The sequence below is a fragment of the Paenibacillus lactis genome, from assembly GCF_017873605.1.
Classification (GTDB): Bacteria; Bacillota; Bacilli; order Paenibacillales; family Paenibacillaceae; genus Paenibacillus_AQ; species Paenibacillus_AQ lactis.
This window is the reverse complement of record NZ_JAGGKI010000001.1, coordinates 407,952-426,298: the sequence shown is the minus strand read 5'-3', so window position 1 is coordinate 426,298 and position 18,347 is coordinate 407,952. Positions and strand designations below refer to the sequence as shown.

The 18,347-nt window shown below is 52.2% G+C and carries 15 protein-coding genes; 5 read left to right on the top strand and 10 right to left on the bottom strand.

The annotated features are described in order from the left end of the window. Positions 1–144 precede the first annotated feature (144 nt). Positions 145–1,560 carry a hypothetical protein gene (locus tag J2Z18_RS01685; protein WP_007128991.1) on the top strand — a complete coding sequence of 472 codons (1,416 nt, stop codon included), beginning with the start codon at positions 145–147 and terminating at the stop codon, positions 1,558–1,560. 134 nt (positions 1,561–1,694) lie between these two features. On the opposite strand, the gene J2Z18_RS01680 is transcribed toward J2Z18_RS01685, so the two are convergent. The 5 genes from J2Z18_RS01680 to J2Z18_RS01660 form a co-directional block, all read right to left on the bottom strand. Beyond that, positions 1,695–2,912 carry a Ger(x)C family spore germination protein gene (locus tag J2Z18_RS01680; RefSeq protein WP_007128990.1) on the bottom strand — a complete coding sequence of 406 codons (1,218 nt, stop codon included), beginning with the start codon at positions 2,910–2,912 and terminating at the stop codon, positions 1,695–1,697. Further along, positions 2,909–4,018, bottom strand: a complete 1,110-nt coding sequence (locus tag J2Z18_RS01675) for a spore germination protein (RefSeq protein ID WP_007128989.1) — start codon at positions 4,016–4,018, stop codon at positions 2,909–2,911. Before J2Z18_RS01675 ends, J2Z18_RS01680 begins: the two co-directional genes overlap by 4 nt. Before the next feature lie 32 nt (positions 4,019–4,050). After that, positions 4,051–5,730 (bottom strand): spore germination protein, encoded by a 1,680-nt coding sequence (locus tag J2Z18_RS01670; RefSeq protein WP_423803593.1) that lies wholly within the window; start codon positions 5,728–5,730, stop codon positions 4,051–4,053. A gap of 175 nt (positions 5,731–5,905) precedes the next feature. Continuing rightward, entirely contained in the window at positions 5,906–8,104 is a 2,199-nt protein-coding gene (locus tag J2Z18_RS01665; RefSeq protein WP_007128987.1) for a GH92 family glycosyl hydrolase, read from the bottom strand. A gap of 43 nt (positions 8,105–8,147) precedes the next feature. After that, positions 8,148–9,245 carry a GntR family transcriptional regulator gene (locus tag J2Z18_RS01660; RefSeq protein WP_144868038.1) on the bottom strand — a complete coding sequence of 366 codons (1,098 nt, stop codon included), beginning with the start codon at positions 9,243–9,245 and terminating at the stop codon, positions 8,148–8,150. Positions 9,246–9,640: 395 nt separating this feature from the next. Here J2Z18_RS01660 and J2Z18_RS01655 point away from each other — a divergent pair, with 395 nt between their 5' ends. Next, the gene (locus J2Z18_RS01655) at positions 9,641–10,171 is read left to right on the top strand and encodes a cysteine hydrolase family protein (protein ID WP_144868040.1); all 531 of its coding nucleotides are present in this window, start codon (positions 9,641–9,643) and stop codon (positions 10,169–10,171) included. Between the two features lie 46 nt (positions 10,172–10,217). On the opposite strand, the gene J2Z18_RS01650 is transcribed toward J2Z18_RS01655, so the two are convergent. The 3 genes from J2Z18_RS01650 to J2Z18_RS01640 form a co-directional block, all read right to left on the bottom strand. Beyond that, a complete protein-coding gene (locus J2Z18_RS01650) occupies positions 10,218–11,033 on the bottom strand; it encodes an alkaline phosphatase family protein (protein WP_007128984.1) in 816 nt (271 codons plus the stop codon). 109 nt (positions 11,034–11,142) lie between these two features. Further along, entirely contained in the window at positions 11,143–11,994 is an 852-nt protein-coding gene (locus tag J2Z18_RS01645) for a DMT family transporter (protein WP_007128983.1), read from the bottom strand. Beyond that, the gene (locus J2Z18_RS01640) at positions 11,994–12,767 is read right to left on the bottom strand and encodes a DeoR/GlpR family DNA-binding transcription regulator (RefSeq protein WP_007128982.1); all 774 of its coding nucleotides are present in this window, start codon (positions 12,765–12,767) and stop codon (positions 11,994–11,996) included. The genes J2Z18_RS01645 and J2Z18_RS01640 overlap by 1 nt, the downstream gene beginning before the upstream one ends. 188 nt (positions 12,768–12,955) lie before the next feature. Between J2Z18_RS01640 and J2Z18_RS01635 the strand changes: the two genes are divergently transcribed. Continuing rightward, complete coding sequence (locus tag J2Z18_RS01635) at positions 12,956–13,915, top strand: metallophosphoesterase family protein (RefSeq protein WP_210094072.1); 960 nt, start codon at positions 12,956–12,958, stop codon at positions 13,913–13,915. A 93-nt stretch (positions 13,916–14,008) separates the two neighbouring features. On the opposite strand, the gene J2Z18_RS01630 is transcribed toward J2Z18_RS01635, so the two are convergent. Continuing rightward, complete coding sequence (locus J2Z18_RS01630) at positions 14,009–14,605, bottom strand: TetR/AcrR family transcriptional regulator (protein WP_210094071.1); 597 nt, start codon at positions 14,603–14,605, stop codon at positions 14,009–14,011. A 57-nt stretch (positions 14,606–14,662) separates the two neighbouring features. Next, positions 14,663–16,144 (bottom strand): NAD(P)/FAD-dependent oxidoreductase, encoded by a 1,482-nt coding sequence (locus J2Z18_RS01625; RefSeq protein WP_210094070.1) that lies wholly within the window; start codon positions 16,142–16,144, stop codon positions 14,663–14,665. 483 nt (positions 16,145–16,627) lie between these two features. Between J2Z18_RS01625 and rlmN the strand changes: the two genes are divergently transcribed. Beyond that, entirely contained in the window at positions 16,628–17,689 is a 1,062-nt protein-coding gene (rlmN, locus tag J2Z18_RS01620; RefSeq protein WP_210094069.1) for a dual-specificity RNA methyltransferase RlmN, read from the top strand. A gap of 126 nt (positions 17,690–17,815) precedes the next feature. Beyond that, the gene (locus tag J2Z18_RS01615) at positions 17,816–18,286 is read left to right on the top strand and encodes a DUF3052 domain-containing protein (protein ID WP_210094068.1); all 471 of its coding nucleotides are present in this window, start codon (positions 17,816–17,818) and stop codon (positions 18,284–18,286) included. The last annotated feature ends 61 nt before the right edge of the window (positions 18,287–18,347 follow it).

Genomic DNA, 18,347 nt, shown 5'->3' with positions numbered 1-18,347 from the left:
AAACACCGCTCGCATTCAATATACCATACGCATCGTGCAGATTTCGTAAACGTCCGGTCGTACGGGTCATTGAACCCTTGCCCAGGCCCATGCATAAGATGTAGTCACAAATAAACCAACTGCCTGGAAAGGGCGTGACGGCATATGGGAATTCAACTGACCGCGATTCACTGGGTGTACATGGCGTTTATCGTGCTGATCTTGACGCTGCTGATCCGGCGCCGCGACACGACGCTGATTTGCGTCACCGGCATCTTTGCGCTCGGCCTGCTGGCGACGGAGACACTCAGCGGCTCGGTCTCGGGCGTGTTCCAATCGTTCATTTATGCAACGAAAGAGCTGATGGGCACGATCATGATTATATCCATTATTGTGGCAATGAGCAGGGTGCTGATCAAGACCGGGATTAACGAGACGATGGTGGCGCCGTTAACGCGCTTTCTCCGCACGCCGGCGATGGCCTATTGGGGGATCGGCATCATTATGATGATCACTTCCTTCTTCTTCTGGCCTTCGCCTGCCGTGGCGTTAATCGGCGCCGTTCTGCTGCCGGTGGCGATTCGGGTCGGACTCCCTGCTCTCGGGGCCGCGGTAGCCATGAATCTGTTCGGTCATGGTATCGCGCTATCGGGCGACTATATTATCCAGGGAGCACCGAAGCTGACGGCCGATGCGGCAGGGCTGCCCGTAGCCAGTGTCATGGCCGCCAGCGTGCCGCTTGTTATCGTGATGGGAGCCGTTACGACCGTGACCGCGTTCTGGATGATGCGAAGGGATTTAAGAAACGGCACTTGGCGGGATGGACTCGTCACGATTAAAAGCACGGGAGATGCGCTCATGACCCATTCGGATGAGGAGCATGCGACGGCGGTTATATCGCCGGGGATGAAGAAATGGCTGGCGATCGCGATCCTGCTGCTGTTCGCTGCAGATGTTGCGGCGATGTTCCTCCTGAAGCTGCAGGGAGGGGATGCAACCGCCCTCGTTGGCGGCACGGCCGTCCTCATTCTTGGTGCCATTACCTTGATCGCTCACCGTAACCGGGGACTTGAGAAAATGACCTCGTATTTGATCGAGGGCCTCATGTTCGGCTTCAAAGTCTTCGGGCCCGTGATCCCGATCGCGGCTTTCTTCTACCTGGGCGATGCAGCGTTTGCGGAGCTGTTCGGAACCGTTCTGCCATCCGCCTCGCACGGCATCGTGAACGATCTGGGGGTTGCCCTGGCCCATGTGGTGCCGCTCAATGGTGCGGCGGGTGCGGTTACCTTGACCATTACCGGCATCATCACCGGCCTGGACGGATCCGGGTTCTCCGGGATCTCGCTGGCCGGCTCGGTTGCGCAGCTGTTCGCCGCTGCGATCGGCTCCGGCGCCGAGACGCTGACTGCACTCGGCCAGGTGGCTGCCATCTGGGTTGGAGGCGGCACGCTGATTCCTTGGGCGCTGATTCCGGCGGCAGCGATTTGCGGCGTCAGCCCGTTCGAGCTGGCCAGACGCAATCTGAAGCCTGTGCTGATCGGTCTTGCGGCCACAACGGCCGTAGCGATGTTCCTCATATAAGGGTATTGCTGAGCATCTGCAGCACAATTGCTGCAGCAATCATTGGCAGGGCCATAGCGCTAGGCATACGCTGCGTATTGGCTATGTGGAAACGTAAACGAGCGCGGGCCTGTCAGCTCCGCGCTCCGCTCTTTTCAATCCGTGGATGATCCGGCATCCGTTATCTTTATATCGATCTCATAGGTGATCGGGATGCGGCTAAAGGTATCATCCCACTGATCTTTGATCTTCTTCCACAGTTTTGGATGCTTGATCTGAAGCTCCTTATCGAATCCTCCGACGTCGACATGGTATACATGCTGCATCTTGTGCAGCACCTGATCGATTTGCTTGGAGGCTTGCTTCTCAAACACCTTCTCCATCTCCTTAAGATAACCTTCGGTGGAGGGGATCTCCGGGAAACTCCAGTCCTCAATTAACCGGCCCTCTGATTTCATCTTAATATGAAAGGAGATCTCGCCATCTTTAACCTTGGGAATGATCTTACTGCTGGAATCCCTCATTTCATAGGTTACGGTATACCCGCCTGGCGCGTATGCTTTAAGAACTCCGCCATGGATATCCCCTCTGATCCAGGACAAGCCTTCCACGTCGAACTGGGTTAATTCTCCGATCCACTTCTTGGAGCTGCCTTTAAAAATAGCAGCGCCGGAAAATTTATGTTCGCCGTTATAAGTTACCACGTTTTGCAGCAGAAAGCTGGTGCCCGACTGCATGGTACTGTCCAGCTTGATCAGGGTCACCGGAGGAAGGATCTTATTGGACCGATACCGGTTATTAACGAGTCCCGTCAGGTAGAAGGCCGGGATTTCCCCAGGTTCGGATGAGCTTAGTGCTTCAATTGCATCACGGTGGCTTACAACGACTAGACAGCTTGGACGGATATCGTTATCGCGAAGGATGAAGTCGAAGATTTGCTCCAAACTGTACTGCTTGGCTAAATCCGAAGCAACGACGATAACCTTAAGATGGTGCCCAACTAGCGGGCGGTCTCTACGGACCGAGAACTGGCGGTAAATCTGGAAAATGGAATCTCCCGTCAGCTTTTCGTTTAAATAGGCCTTGCCTCCCGACGAGCCTCCTTGGCTCTGTCCCTGCCCCTGTCCCTGTCGCTGTCCCCGGCCGGATATAGGTGGAACGATCTGTACCGTCGCGGTTAACACATTCCTCTTCGGGTATGCTCCTCCTTGTTTAGCAATATCGCGCTCGAATTTCGACTCGTTCGCAACATCCAGTCCGAGTCCTACGACAATGCTCAAATCTTCAATTTCCTGGCTGCTCCAGCATCCGGTATTAAGGACGAGCAGCATGGCTGCAATAATCCGCAGCGATTGGCGGATCAGTCTGTTCAATTCGGCTTCGCTCCTTTCTTGCGGACAAGGCTGACGAGCAGCAATATCAGCGGAATAACTCCGAACAAAAAGACGGAGGCATAACCGACCGTATCGCCGAGCTTAAAGGCTTCCGTAACGTCTTTAGGAATCATTGCGATCAGGAACATGACAGGAAGCAGTGCAAACACAAAGGTGCGGAATTTTCTGTTTAATATTTGCGACCACCCGAGAGAAGCCGCATAAAGCGTGACTGTAAAGGTAGAGAAAATCTGCATGATCCAGATCACAAGCAGCAGGGATTCGAACCGTTCAAAGAGCAAGCCCTGCACTTCGAAGCTGCGCATCAGGTCCAATGTGGGCCAGGTTCTCTTCTCCACGCCGTTAATTGACATTCCCCCGATGACCATAACGACGGTAAAGGTGTAGATCACGACGGGTACCGAAATGCCGGTGATCACTGCTCTGGTGGCCTTTTTGGGAAATTTCATGAATGCTGTGGCTACGAGCATAATTTCATAGCCTGTAAAGGAGAGAAGCGTTGGCTTTATTCCCCGCAATACAGGCATAATCCCCGATCCAAGTACTGGTTTCAGGTTATCCGCGTCAAAAATCTTACTACTTAGCAGGAGGGCGAGAACCAAAAACACAAGCGTGATTGGCAGAATGATTTCATAGAGACGGGCGATGCAGTTGATGCCCCCAAGCGTCAAATACAGGCCGATCCACATGAAGGGTAAGACAATTGCCCAGATGGGAGTGCCCTCCAGTAGGAATAACCCCGTCACCTCGGCCAAAATTCTAATCTCAGAAGCCGCTATGATCATGAAATATCCGATGACCAGCAGGCTTAGGAGGAATGCAATCCATTTCCCCGTAATTTCCGGGACGAATTGAAACCATGTCTTTCCTTGGAATCTTTTGCACAGCGATACTAAGATCCAGCCTGCTGCCAAAACGATAAGTCCGGACACGATGATGGAGATCCATGCGTCCGGCGTTCGAACGGCCTCTGCGGTTGTTCTGGGAAGAGTAAGAATACCAGCCCCAAGCATATAGTTGATAACCATTACGGCCGCTTGCGAAGTGGAGATATTCTCTTTCGGACCCGTGTTGGAGCTGCTCATCGTTCTAACCTCTTTTCACTGCTTGGATATCTTCAGTTCCTTCGGTCGCTGTCATTCGGTTTTAACATAGAAGGCCGTTTCTTCATCATTTTGAGCGGAGCCCTAATAATAAAGTCCTTCCACTCGCTGATGTTGTAAGGTGTCATAGGACTGACATACGGAACACCGAAGCTCTTTAGTCGTACCAGATGGCTGCAGACTAACAGGAAGAACAAGACGACGCCGAACAGTCCCAGTACTGCGGCGCTGAACATCCCGGTGAAACGAAGGATGCGAAGGGTGATCCCGGCGCTGTATACCGGAATGGTAAAGGACGAGATCGCGGTAACGGCAACGACGATCACCAGGAACGGACTGACGATCCCCGCGTTGACGGCCGCATCGCCGATGATCAGACCGCCGACGATGCCCATCGCAGGCCCGATCGGTTTCGGGAGCCGGATGCCGGCTTCCCGCAAGATTTCAATCGAGATCTCCATGATGAGCGCCTCGATGATCGAGGGAAACGGTACGCCTTGTCTAGTCTCGGTAATGGAAAGCGCCAGCTTGGTCGGAATCAAGCCGGGGTGATACGAAATGAATGAGATATAGAGCGCCGGGGCAAGGAGGGCGAGCATAGCAGCCAGAAACCGCAACACACGTATAAAAGTGCCCGGCAGCCATCGATCATAGTAATCCTCCGGCGATTGGAGCAGCATGCTGAAGGTAACCGGGAGGATGAGAGCAAATGGAGTACCGTCCAGCAGAATGGCAACTCTCCCTTCCAGCAATCCGGCAATCACCCTGTCCGGTCTTTCGGTGTTATGCACCTGCTGAAACGGACTAAGCACGTTATCTTCAATGAGCTGCTCAATATATCCCGACTCCATAGGATCATCGATTTCGATCTTCTGAATCCGGGAGGATACTTCTTCAACCAGCTTTGGATTGGCAATGTCCCTCATGTAGGCCAAAACCAGGTCCTTCTTTACACGGTTCCCCACTTCGAACTTCGTCAGGACGAGACTTTCGTTCTGTCCGTGGAGCCGGAGCAGGCCCGTGTTATCTCCGAGGCGCTCGGTAAAGCCGACACGGGGGCCGCGCAGAAGCGCCTCCGAGATCGGGTCCTCGATGCTCCTGCTTTTTCCTTTCGCGGCTCCGATAATAAGAGCTTCCTGCATCCCTTCGACGATTAATCCGGTTTTGCCGAAAAGAACCGATTCCACGAACTTCTTCAGGCTAGGTTCAGGCTGAAGTTCACTGACGGTCATCAGTTGTTCAGTTAAATAATTTTTCATTATATTTTTTGAGTGGAAAAAGGAATTTCGCTGTTCTTCCTGTACACCTTGAAGCATCAACGGCCTGAGAATATGGGAATCAATCAGGTCGATGTCCGTCAACCCCTCAACATAGAGAATCACGGCCCTCGACTTCGTTCCCTTAATCATAATCTCGCGGAAACGAACATCCGCTTGATTTCCGATAGCGTTCCGGATGACCTTTACGTCTTTATCGAACTGTCCTGTCATCCGGATACCCTCCAGCGGACTTTTTGTTCTAGGAGGGGAATACTTGTCCGGCTTCAACGAAAAGCTGGAGTTTAAGGATTTTCGGATCATCTTGAACATGGGTATGAGCAGGAGAGGGATTAACAAGAGCAGAAAGGCTTGAGCAAAAACAGTCCACTTTGGAACGTAGTACAAAATGGTCGACCACAACAATATCACCCCCATAGTTCCTCTGATTATCGGTCATAAATGAAGATCAAGTGTATTGTTACCCGACGCGGCACTGAACATTCCGTTTTTTTCATTTTCAGAGAAGTGAGCCCAAACGAAGAAAAGGGACATCCTGCAGGCCGTGAATCCGGCCTTGAGGATGTCCCTTGTATCAGTTACAAGCGAACCTTTAGCGCTCTTGCTTGGATAAGGAGAATGGAAGCTCCTCGGGAGTATAGGAACGGTAGCTGGGTGCCAAACCAAGCCGGAAATCAAGGGTCTTTCCTGCCAAGATATCCTCATGCGTAATAAACAGCTTGGTGTATTCCTCGCCCTCGAGCTCCACTTTCGATACAAAATTGGATTGCGGATTGTTGTTGTCGGTATGAATACGCATTTGCTTCCCGTCCGGCAGCTCAATGGTGACGCTGTCGAAGAGTGGAATACCGAGCACATATTCATTGCTGCCGGGACAGACCGGGTAGAAGCCCATTGAGCTGAATACGTACCAACCCGACATACTGCCGTTATCTTCATCCCCCGGGAAGCCCTCATAGCCGCTGTTGAACAGATTGCTCATCAGCTGCTTCAGAACGACCTGGGACGAGGCTGGCTGCCCTACATAATTAAACAGATACGGAATATGGAAGCTCGGCTGATTGGAGATCGCCAGCTGCCCGTAATCGATCGCGGCCATCTCACTCATCTCATGGATTTCAAAGCCGTACCCGAGCACGTCGAAATCCGGCGCTTTGTTGCATAATTCAGTGATTTTGTCGAAAAAGCGTTCTTTTGAACCGTACGCCCGAATCAGACCCTCGAAATCCTGGAATACGGCGAAGCTGTTCTGCCAAGCACTGCCTTCGGCATAATCTCGGCCCCAAGCTGTATCGTCGAATTCCTGGCGGAACTGTCCGTTCTTATCCTTCGCCCGCATAAAGCCGGTGTCGGAATCGAAGATGTTCCGGTAATTCAATGCGCTTTTCTGGTATTTCTTAGCAATTCCCTCCTCGCCGAGCACGTCGGCAACACGGCTGATGCAATAATCGCTGTAGGCGTAGTCCAGGGTATGGTTCACGCTTTCGTGGTAGCTGCTCGGCACATACCCATATTGGAGGTAATCGAGCGTCCCTTGGCGCCCGTAGCAATTCTGCTCGCTCTGCGTCGTGGCCGCCTTCAGCATGGCCTGCAGCAGCTCAGGCATCAGGTGCATGCCGATTCCTTTGGCGGCCGCATCTGCGATAACGGCATCGATCAGCGTTCCCGGCATCAGACCGCGTTCGTCCGGAGAGAGCCACTTCGGCAGAAACCCGGCCTCGCGATAGGAATTCAGGAAGCCCTCCAGCATCTCCTCATACTCCTTCGGAGCGATGATGGAGTAGAGTGGATATACCGTTTTGTAGGTATCCCAAAATCCGTTATTGGTGTACAAAATCCCTTTCTTGACCGCTTTGGCCGTCGTATCATAATGGACCGGCTGCAAATCGGCATCCAGTTCATAGAATTTCTGCGGGAACAGGAACATGCGGTACAGACAGGTATAGAATGTGCGCAAATACTCTTCATTAGAATGCGTGACCTTAATCTTGCCAAGGTAATGATTCCATGCCTCGGCAGCGCGGTCTTTCAGCTCATCCAAGGTGCCCGTTACTTCGCGCTGAAGGTTAAGCTCGGCTTGCTCAATGCTGATAAAAGAGGTTGCCAGCTTCACGTCCAAGACCTCCCGCTCGCAATCCTTGAACCGAATGACGGTATGCTGATCGGTGCCGCCCAGTGAGACCTCGGGAGTGAACGCGCCTTCTTCGTCATAATAACCGGACGCGGAGAGGTCCACATCTTTGCTGAAGCTCATGGCCACATACATCCTGAAATCCTTGTCGTGGCAGTCGGCAAAATTGCTGACGTATCCGGTGAGCTTGCGCCCCGCGGCATCCAGACGGAACTCGCTCTTATTGCTCACGTTCAGCACCAATCCGGCCTGTTGCTTGGAATTGTACCTTATGCGCATCGCCGCTCCGTAACAGGTCGGAACCAGTTCGGTTGTAATGTTGTAGCGCTGCTGCTTAACCCGCACATAGTGCGGCTTAAATACGGCCTCTTCCGGGCGGTACGAGCTCTGACAAGTGAAGACGGAGCCTTTGATCTTGTCATCGGCGATCGGTGTCATCAGAAAGTGGGTGAAATCGCCCATCCAAGGACTTGGCTGATGCGTCAGCCGAATGCCTTGGAAGATGCGGTCATGCGGGTTAAAGAACCAGCTGCCTTCATTGTGGGTCTGCACAACGAAATGGTTCATGCCGAAAGGCACGCCTGTATAAGGAAGCGTGTTTCCGTTGGAATAAGGATATCTGCTGTTGGAGCCTTGTCGTGTATCGATGTATTGCAGCATATGTAACATCTCCTTTTTTAATCAATTGAAAATAGATGGCAGGTTACAGCTTCTTGACGGTCTGGCGCTTAATGAGCCGTACCGGAACCACAACATTCTCCTTGGCTTGAACCCGGGGCTGCTGCTCGATGAGCCCGATCAGGCTTTTGGCCGCAAGGTACCCCATCCGCTCGAAATCCTGCGAGATGGTGGTCAGCTTCGGCTCGATGAGACCGGCAAGCTGAATATCGTCAAAGCCCACGATGGAGAAATGGTCCGGGACGGACAGCCCCCGTTCTTTGGCAGCTTGAATGATCTCGATGGCCATGAGGTCATTCTCGGCTACGATGCCGGTGATGCCTTGCTCCATCACGGATTCGAGGAGCCGGAGGAAATATTCCTGCGATGCAGGATTGTCATGGGCCAGCCCCTGTTCGGTAAGATCATGCATGCCGGGATCGGTCAGGCCTGCCTCGAACAGCGCCTTCAAATAGCCGAAATAGCGCTCCCGGAGCGACGATGAGTCCTCGATCTTCTGGGACGAGAGAAAGGCAATTCGTTTGTGATTGTTCTCGATCAGATGACGGGCAGCCTGGTAGCCGCCGTCGAAGTTATCGGCGACCACGGAGAGGAACGGAATCCCTTGGATGCATTTATCCATCGTGACGAACGGATAGTCGGAAAGATGATACTGATACAAAATCCCGAGATCCGATACGCTGTTAACCGGGTAGAAGATCAGGCCCGAGTGGGAGGATTGAAGGGCGCTTTGCAGCAATTTGCGCTGCCCGACAATCGTATTCGATTGGATGTTCAGCGTATAATCCGTCGCAGCCAGATATTCATTAATCCCTTTCTCGTAATCGCCGAGCCCGGGATTATGGGCAAACGGCAGGATCAGCAGAACGTCCTTGCCGCTTCCGCCGAAAGCTTGGCGGGGAGGCGGTGATGTACTGACGAAGCTGCCCTTCCCTTGGATCCGATAGATCAGTTTCTCATTCTCAAGCTCGGTCAGCGCCCGCTTGGATGTGATGCGGCTTACGTTATAAGTCTTCGAGATTTCAGCTTCGGTTGGCAGTTGATCCCCGCTCTGAAGCTCCCCGGATTTAATCTTTGCCCGTAACGCATTCGCGATTTGCTGGTATAGCGGAAATTGTTCCATGAATATCCCCTTATAATTTGATATATCATATATGCGGGATTCGTCAGAAAAATCGATAGGTTAATATTACATCATTTAAGTTGGTATGTCGAACCTGAAAAGTCGGTGGAAGAGGGAAATCTAATGTTTTAGTGCTTCATTTTTCCTCGATGGACGGTGAGCGGGCGTGGTATTGCTTTATTTGTGGTATTTTAGTTTGTATCAGTTGTTATATCAAATTGAGGGGGTGCGGATTATTCAATCCGTTTTTCAATGATCCCTTATCATTTCCGGTTAGCCAGCTCTGCTGCTCAAATGTCCGGAAATTTTCCGAAATATACTTTTATGTATTGTGAAACGGGAATATACGTTCTATAGTGGAGAAAGATTGGAATATGAACAGGGAGGCTGGCGGGATGGGGAAAACGGCGTTATTGGTCATTGACGTTCAGAATGCGATGTTTGAGGAAGGGGATCCGGTATATGAAGGAGAACGGCTGCTGACAAACATCAAGCAGCTTATAGCTAAGGCCAGGAAGGACAATGTTCCCGTGGTCTACATACAACACAGCGATGAGGGCTTGGAGAAGGGGTCGGAGGCATGGAAGATTCATGCCGATATTGCACCTGCAATGATGGATGCGATCGTTCACAAGACGAAGCCGGATTCATTCTATCAAACGACGCTTGAGGATGAATTGAAGCGTCACGGCGTCGAGCATCTCGTGCTTGCCGGAATGCAGACCGATCTGTGCGTGGATACGACATGCAGAAGGGCGGTAAGCCTGGGCTACCGGGTCACGCTGGCAAGAGACGCCCACAGCACCTGGAATAATTCGGCCCTGACCGCCCAGCAGATTATAGATCATCATAATGACGTCCTGCGATGGTTTGCGGCAATTCGACGGACGGAAGAGATCGATTTCCACGAAGAAGCCGGCGTGTAATCGCCGGCTTTTGGTCTGTTGGCTATTTAAAAAAGGTTTGGCCGATTCATAAATTTGATGAAAACAGTCCTCCGGGAATGGTTCCTTCCCAGCATTCTTGTACGGGCAATCCCAGCACATGCGCCGTAACGGCAGCCGTATCCATAATGCCAACCGGCGTTTGGATAGGGCCGGCGTTTACGGCAGGTCCCGTAATTCCCCAGGTGATGGTCATATCCATCGGATGGTCGCTGCCGTGATCATGCGAATGGGCGCCGCCTCCGCCGTGGTCGCTCACGGTGATGACCCAGGTATCCTCCAGCAGTCCTTCCTTGCGCAAGCCGTCCATAATCCTATGCACGTATTGATCCGTGACGGCAATCTGCGCGAGCTGACCGGAAGTGCCGAAGCCGTGTTGATGGCCGGCGGCGTCCGGATGGTCAAGCTGGATGAACATCAGCTTGAAATCGGGATGCTGATGTATATAAGCGGTGATGGCTTCCGCGAGCTCAGGGTCCGGCATGGATTCCATGTGGACGCCCAGATCGTTTTCAATGATCCCTCTGTTGATCGGCTCCCAGCAGCTGAACGCGGCTAACGGTGCATCCGGCCACTTCCGGCGGGCCAGCTTGAAGAGCGAGGCGTAAGGGAAGTCGGAAGGGGTCTTGCGATGAATCGCTTTGTCGTTGTTAAGCCCGTGACGCTCCGGGCTCACGCCGTATAAGAGCGAACCCCAGCACTCTGCGCTGATGCTGGGATAAACGGTCCGTGCCTCATAGGTATACGCTCCGCTTTGCAGAAGCTCAAGCAGATGAGGGGCGTCTGCTTGACGGATGAATCCGCCCGCCCCGTCGATTCCAAGAATGACGACTCGTTGTGCCATAGATGGCAGCCTCCTTGTTATGTACATGATCGGTACATTTTGATGATACATAGAATGGCAGTGTTGGACTCAGGACTCATACATGGTTGACTTACCGACGAGACGAGAGCTAACCCCAGATTGCGATGGTGATGATGCCTAATGTGATCAGCGCGGACATCACGATTCGGCGCGAGCCCTGCTGCTCCCGGAGTATAAGAATGCCGAATATCGTGCCGAATACGGTGCTGATCTCACGGATCGGTGCAATATGGGCAAGCGGCGTCAGCCTCATGGCAAACAGAAACAACAGGTACGAGCCTGGCGCCAGAACAGAGCCGAGCAGTATGGTGCGCCAGTTAACGGACCATTCCCGCTTCAGTTGTCCGGATCGCAGGACAGGGATGATAAGCGCGATGAAATAGCTGATATTCGATAACTGGATTAACAGCACGGGGGAAACTCCGGCATCCAGAATCGCCTTGTCCGTGAGCGTATAGCCTGAAATGCAGAGCCCCACCAGACAGGCATAAATAAGCGCTTTTCCATTCACATTGTGACGTGAGCCGGCCCGGATCCCCGATAAGGCGAATAAAGAGAAAATAATGGCGGATAGCCCAAGGACGCCGGCGGTGCTCATTTGCTCGTGAAATAGAACCAGGCTGCAAAGGGAAGTCAGCATGGCGCCGAGCCCCCGCATGAACGGATAGACCTGGGACATATCCCCATGCGTATAAGCTTTAGAGAGCAGGAGGATGTAGCCTCCTTGTATGGTCATGGACAGCAGAATGAAGCCGTATACTTTCGGGCTCAGCGTGAGCTGCGACATTTCGATCCAGAAATAGGGCATCAGAATGATTAAGGTTACCGAATGAATGCACCACAGAAATACCGATTTATGAATGCTTCGCTTCGTAAACAGATTCCAGAGCGCATGCGTCAGACCGGATGACAGGACCAGAAGCAGGGCCAGAAGCTCCATCAGATCGGCCCGGTAAGAACTTCGATCCCGCGAGCAGACAGATTATCCACCCATTCCTGCGGGCAGCCTGGATCCGTGATGAGCATGGAGATGTCCTCCAGCTTCGCGAGCTTCGAGAATGTGGTTACCCCGAGCTTCGAATGATCGGCGAGAACGATGCCTTCCTCCGCACGCTCCAGCATTTTTCGGGATATGTAGGCTTCATCCACATCATAATCGGTAATGCCGTCGGTTAACGAGATGCCCCCGACAGAGATAAACGCTTTATTCACCTTGAACTGTTCCAGCAGCATTTCGGTAAGCGGGCCGGTTGCAGCCTGTTTGGTCCGGTCCATATCCCCGCCGATAAAAATAATCTTCCCCTGAAAAATCTCCATCGCCAGATTGAGAATAGGCACCGAGTGCGTGATGACCGTGACATGCGGGCGGTCCTGAAGATAACGCACCACCTCGATCGTGGTCGTTCCGTTGTCCAGCAGAATGGTCTCCCCGTCTTTAACAAGGGAAGCTGCCAGCTTGCCGATCGCGGCCTTTTCTTCCGAATGCGTCTGCGAACGGCTTAGGAAGGACGGTTCGATCTGTCCGGAGCGCGATTTGACGGCACCGCCGTAAACTTTGCGCAGCTTGCCTTCTTTCTCCAAGCGGTCCAGATCCCTGCGGATCGTTTCGGCGGATACATCCAGCTGCTTCGCGAGGGCGTGAACCTGGACCTTGCCTTCAAGCTCCAATTGATGCAGGATTTTTTGCCGCCGGTCTTCATAGGTTACGGACATTGCGGATTCACCTCACATATGTATGACTGATATTGACCAGTGTTGTTGATTTCAACTAATTATTATGGCAGTTACCTCATCATGTCAACAAAAATCATTGACGAAATCATGGAATACCCTCTAATATACACATAAAACAACAACAATTCACACAAAAACCGCAAACCGAAATTAAGGGAGGCTGCAATATGAAGCCCGTACTCCGCTTTAAAGAAGATCAGACGTTTACGATCGTACAGTTTACCGACATTCACTGGAGGAATGGCGATGCGCAAGACTTAGCGAGCCGGCAGTGCATGGAGGCGGTGCTGGACCTGGAACAACCCGATCTCGTTGTGTTTACTGGAGATATTATCTATACGGGGGAGACAGGGGATAGCTCCGCAAGCTGCCTGGACCCGGTTCAGGCTTTCAAGGATGCCGTATTCGCGGCGGAATCTCGGGGGATTCGCTGGGCATTCGTATTCGGCAATCATGATACGGAAGGCGATATTACGCGGGAGGAATTAATGAAGGCTGCCATGGATCTTCCCGGCTGCTGTTCGGAGCCTGGGCCGCCGGAAATTAGCGGTGTCGGCAACTACACGCTTCCTATTTACGGAAAAGGGGAAGATACGGCTGAGGCCGTGCTGTATTTCTTCGATTCGGGCGAAATGTCACAGCATCCGGCCGTTGAAGGCTATGATTGGATTCGGCGCGATCAGATCCGCTGGTATGAAATGGCGTCTGCCGCATACAGCGTAAAGCGTGGCGGCGACTCCATGCCGGCATTGGCCTTCTTCCACATCCCGATTCCGGAATACAGGGATGTATGGGAACGCCGGACGTGTTATGGCAACAAGTTTGAGGCAGTGTGCTGCCCGCAGCTGAACACCGGTTTGTTCGCGGCCATGCTGGAGCGGGGCGATGTGATGGGCACGTTCGCCGGACATGATCACATTAACGATTACTGGGGTGAACTCTACGGCATCCGGCTTTGCTACGGCAGAGCTACCGGTTATGGTACATATGGCCGGGAAGGCATGCTCCGTGGTGCGAGGGTTATTCGCCTGCATGAAGGACAGCGGCAGTTCGACACTTGGATTACGCTGAGCGACGGCTCGCAGATTCGGGAACAGGAGAAGCATGAACCCGAGACGCCCCTCTGATACACGATAATAGTCAAAAACACACCTTTTATGAAATGTGCGGAAAAGATCCGGTGGTTTCATGGGAGGTGTGTTTGGTTTGCGTTATGATCCTTATCCGTTCCTAAGCAGTCGCAGCAGCAGCTCCGCCTTCGGGGGCGTATAGCTCGGGTCCTCTTGGGACTTCAGCGTCATTAATCCTGATAACACGGATAAATAACAGGCTACGAGCTCTCTCAGATCGCCAGCCGCAATCTCCCCGGCATCCTGCCCTGCTTCGAACAGCGGCATCAACTGGTCAACAAAAGCATGGATGGAATAGTTCTCGATAATCCGCTTGGCCTCTTCGGGCACGCCATCCGAGGTGCGTGCTTGCTGAATCAGCATAAAGTGCGAATTATCATCCTCTTGGAGAATCATTGAGGTTAGCAGAGCGATTTTCTCAAGAGGGGTACCGGGTACGTTATAGATTTCGGAGAACGCTTGCCGAGCTTCCTCCATCGACCATTGAACGAGCGTGATGAACAACTCGTCTTTGGATTTGAAGTAGTGATAGAGAAGGCCGTGGCTGACTCCGGCTTCGCTGGCAATCATGCTCATTTTGGTTCCGAAGATTCCTCTTTTAGAAAATACTTTGATGGCAGCTCGCATGATTTGTTCTTTTCGTTCGTCGCGTATTTGATGCAATTGTTCTTCGTTTAAAGGGGTCATTGCGTCCATCCCTCATCCTGGTATTCTCGTGCTGATAACAACAATAACGCATTTGATTTATTCGGGCAATCCCATGGATAAGGGCAGAAATTCGTTATTAAAAACCGGGATGATCCGCGCGAGTAGTTCCTCCAGCGGCAAATTCACCTCCTGTAATACCTGATGGAGCCAAGCTTTGCCTTTTCCCGATAGATCCGCATTCACAAGCGAGTTGATATACTCTGCATTAAACAAAGCCTGCGGCGAAGCGAAAAGACCCGTTACCATCATATACTGTTCGAATACGGCCATATCGTTATGAGCATAAGCCAGCTCCTGGCATATATCGAACAGCCTCTGGGCAAAAGAAAACCCTTGGGCGGACAGGTGGCCTTCGTATGTCACCCCCGGCCATCTGAGATCCGCGGCAGTGCTAAGCCACCATGCAGGCTCCATGGCGGATTGCATCTTTAGAAGGGCGAAGCGTTCGAATCCCTCCTCAAGCAGGACTTCATTTTGCCTCGATTGCAAGTACTGGTCCAGCGCATCTGCCTGGATGGCCGCCACCGTCATGCCTTGGCCGAATATCGGATCGAAGCTGCAGAAGGCATCGCCGAGCACCAGCAGACCGGAAGGCCAATCCTCCATCTGCTCGAAATGCTGTCTCACGCATTCCTCAATCCGGTAGCCCCGCGGGCTTGAGATTGGTTCAAGCTGCTGAAGCAAATCTCCGATGGTGGAACCGAACAGATTTTGCGCCTCCTGGTCGTACAACTGATGGTCGGTTGTCGGATAGGAAGCTCCTCCCGCGCGGTACAGAACAACCTCTGCGATGTGGTTCTCGATCGGATTGAACACAGCCGTGCCGATACCAAGGGAGGGATCTCCATCATTCAGGATGGTGCTCCATACAGCCTGGATTTCTTCTGGAACCCTATAGTGCCGCGTACTATATCCTAGGGATACGTGCAGTTTCTCTGCTTCCGGTACCGCGTAACCAAGGTTCTGCAACCAATCAGCGAGCTTGGAACCGCGTCCGCTTGCATCCACGACCAGATTCGCATTTATTTGAACAAGCGTTGATTCCCTGACGTTTTTGTCCCGGAAAACAACGCCGGTAACGGCATTCCTGTCCGCGTCATGCAGTAATTCCTGCGCTGCAAGCTTTGGTAAGAGAGTCACATTAGGCATTTGGATCACTCTGTTGCGGAGGGTCCACTCAAACAGGGATCTGCTGCACCCTGCATTGGGCTCATCGGGCATTTCCAGCGTGCCGTAGCGATTGGTCATCTTAACGGATTTCATTTCTCGAGGATGCGCCCCTTGCTGAAGCAATTCCTCGGTTATGCCAGGGAACCAGCTTTCAACGATCATTTTGCCGCGCGCAAGGAAACGGTGCGGATGATAGGCCTGCGGCGTACCCGACCGATTTTCCGGTCCTGCCGGAAACTCATCCCGATCCGTGATGATCACCTCTTCATAATGCTTGGATAACACGGTTGCAGTGAATAGTCCGGCTATGCCTCCGCCTAGAATGAGCGCTTTGCCTTTTGTTTTCATACGAAACCTCCAAATATAGATTGATTTAATCAGTCAATGATAAACGAAAAATATCTTCTGAAATTCAAATTTAGATTACAGGTGCAGGACAAATAGCGGTGATCGTCCATAACGAAATGAGTGTTGAGTGTCTCCCTTCTCTTATAGATATTTATGATTGATTAAGTCAGTCAATGATAAACATAAAGGTATTTATTGGATATGTCAATCCTGATTTGCGTATAAGAAGCGTGAATTGCCTATAACTCCCCTTGTGTTCGTGTTGAAATTTTGGGACAATACAGAGTGGGCTATCAGGTGTCCGTTTCTCGCCGTAAGGTTTGATATATCAGGAATTTGCAAAATTCGATTCCGGTCGCTTCCAGGTACAATACACAGACGAACTAAACCATTCGGTCTATATATTGCTGATTGAAAGTCGCCCTTTGGATTTTTGCAATATGCCTCATAATAAATGTTGTTTATAGAAAGAGGATATCCATCATGAATAAACCATCCATTTATGGATTGACATTAGATCAGCTGGTCGATTGGCTCGGCCAGCGGGGCCATAAGAAGTCCCGGGCGACCCGGGTGTGGGAATGGCTGTACCGCTCACGGGTTACGGCATTTTCGGAGATGACCGACGTGCATCCTTCATGCCTTGAGCTGCTGGAGGAGCACTTTGCGATTGTGACGCTGGAGGAGCATACGAAGCAGGAGTCGATTGACGGGACGGTCAAGTTTCTGTTCAGGCTTGCTGACGGCAACCTGATCGAGACGGTGCTCATGCGCCATAAATTCGGGTTGTCCGTTTGCGTAACAACCCAAGTTGGCTGCAACATTGGCTGCAGCTTCTGTGCCAGCGGCCTTCTGAAGAAGAGCCGGGATCTGACGGCTGCGGAAATCGTCGAGCAGGTGATGCAGGTTCAGCTTCATCTGGACCGCAGAGGCCAGGATGAGCGGGTGAGTCACCTGGTCGTGATGGGGATCGGCGAGCCGTTCGATAACTATGACAACATGGCGAACTTTATCCGGGTGATCAAGGACCATAAGGGACTTGCTATCGGACCACGCCATATCACGGTGTCCACAAGCGGGCTGGCCAACAAAATTATTGAGTTCGCGGACAGCGATCTGAATACGAATCTGGCGATCTCCCTGCATGCGCCGAACAATGAGCTGCGCACGAGAATCATGAAGATTAACAAGGCCATCCCGATCGAGAAGCTGATGGAGGCCATCGATTATTATTTGGAAAAAACGAAGCGCCGCATTACGCTCGAATACATTCTGCTGAAGGATGTCAATGATCAGCGAGAGCATGCGCTTGAGCTTGCGGAGCTGGTCGGCGATCGTCGCAGCCTGGCGAACGTCAATCTCATCCCTTACAATCCGGTGGATGAGCATAGTCAATATCAGCGGAGCTCCAAGGAGACGATCACTGCATTCTACGATACATTGAAGAAGCAGGGCATCAGCGTTAGCGTACGGCTAGAGCACGGCACCGATATCGATGCCGCCTGCGGCCAATTGCGGAGCAAGCAGATCAAGAAGGCGCAGTAACTGGAGAGCTGCTCGCCTTAGGGTAGTGGGAAAAGCATATCCTCACGAAGCGGTATGCTTTTTTCTGCTAGAGAGCCCTCGATTGCTATTGACCCTGACACATCAGGCGGAAAGGAATGAACCAATATGCTGGAAACCCATCCGGTTGTGAAAAAGCTGCAGTATAAAGACTTGGGCCAGCCCGTGCTGATCTTGAACGCGCCGGAGGCCTATCAGGAGGTTATTCGCTCGCTTCAAGGGGAGGTTCATACGGAGCCGGTGCAAGCTCCCTATGATTTCGTTCAGGCATTCGGAACAAGCAACGGGCAGCTGCGGGAGCTGGCCAAGATTGCAGCGAGCGCCGTAGCGGATAACGGCTTGCTCTGGCTCTGCTATCCGAAGAAGACGTCCAAAACTTACAAGAATTCCGACTGCAGCCGGGACAGCATCGCCGGCATTTTGGCGGATGAAGGCTATGAGCCGGTGCGGCAGATCGCCATCGACGAGGATTGGTCGGCCCTCCGCTACCGGAAGGTGGAGCAGATCAAGACGATGACAAGATCCTTCGCGGCCACCTTGAAGGGCAAAGAACGGACAGGCCAAGGAGAATCCGTGTAACACGTGACAACAGGCACGGCTATCCTTGATATCAATACGAGAGGGACCCTGATCAGGGTCC

Bases quoted from the DNA above. Each gene is read 5' to 3' on its own strand.
- J2Z18_RS01665 (WP_007128987.1), bottom strand. From the start codon at position 8,104: ATGCTGCAATACATCGATACACGACAAGGCTCCAACAGCAGATATCCT.
- J2Z18_RS01635 (WP_210094072.1), top strand. From the start codon at position 12,956: ATGAAGCCCGTACTCCGCTTTAAAGAAGATCAGACGTTTACGATCGTA.
- rlmN (WP_210094069.1), top strand. From the start codon at position 16,628: ATGAATAAACCATCCATTTATGGATTGACATTAGATCAGCTGGTCGAT.
- J2Z18_RS01625 (WP_210094070.1), bottom strand. From the start codon at position 16,144: ATGAAAACAAAAGGCAAAGCGCTCATTCTAGGCGGAGGCATAGCCGGA.
- J2Z18_RS01660 (WP_144868038.1), bottom strand. From the start codon at position 9,245: ATGGAACAATTTCCGCTATACCAGCAAATCGCGAATGCGTTACGGGCA.
- J2Z18_RS01645 (WP_007128983.1), bottom strand. From the start codon at position 11,994: ATGGAGCTTCTGGCCCTGCTTCTGGTCCTGTCATCCGGTCTGACGCAT.
- J2Z18_RS01650 (WP_007128984.1), bottom strand. From the start codon at position 11,033: ATGGCACAACGAGTCGTCATTCTTGGAATCGACGGGGCGGGCGGATTC.
- J2Z18_RS01615 (WP_210094068.1), top strand. From the start codon at position 17,816: ATGCTGGAAACCCATCCGGTTGTGAAAAAGCTGCAGTATAAAGACTTG.
- J2Z18_RS01675 (WP_007128989.1), bottom strand. From the start codon at position 4,018: ATGAGCAGCTCCAACACGGGTCCGAAAGAGAATATCTCCACTTCGCAA.
- J2Z18_RS01685 (WP_007128991.1), top strand. From the start codon at position 145: ATGGGAATTCAACTGACCGCGATTCACTGGGTGTACATGGCGTTTATC.
- J2Z18_RS01640 (WP_007128982.1), bottom strand. From the start codon at position 12,767: ATGTCCGTAACCTATGAAGACCGGCGGCAAAAAATCCTGCATCAATTG.
- J2Z18_RS01630 (WP_210094071.1), bottom strand. From the start codon at position 14,605: ATGACCCCTTTAAACGAAGAACAATTGCATCAAATACGCGACGAACGA.
- J2Z18_RS01670 (WP_423803593.1), bottom strand. From the start codon at position 5,730: ATGGGGGTGATATTGTTGTGGTCGACCATTTTGTACTACGTTCCAAAG.
- J2Z18_RS01655 (WP_144868040.1), top strand. From the start codon at position 9,641: ATGGGGAAAACGGCGTTATTGGTCATTGACGTTCAGAATGCGATGTTT.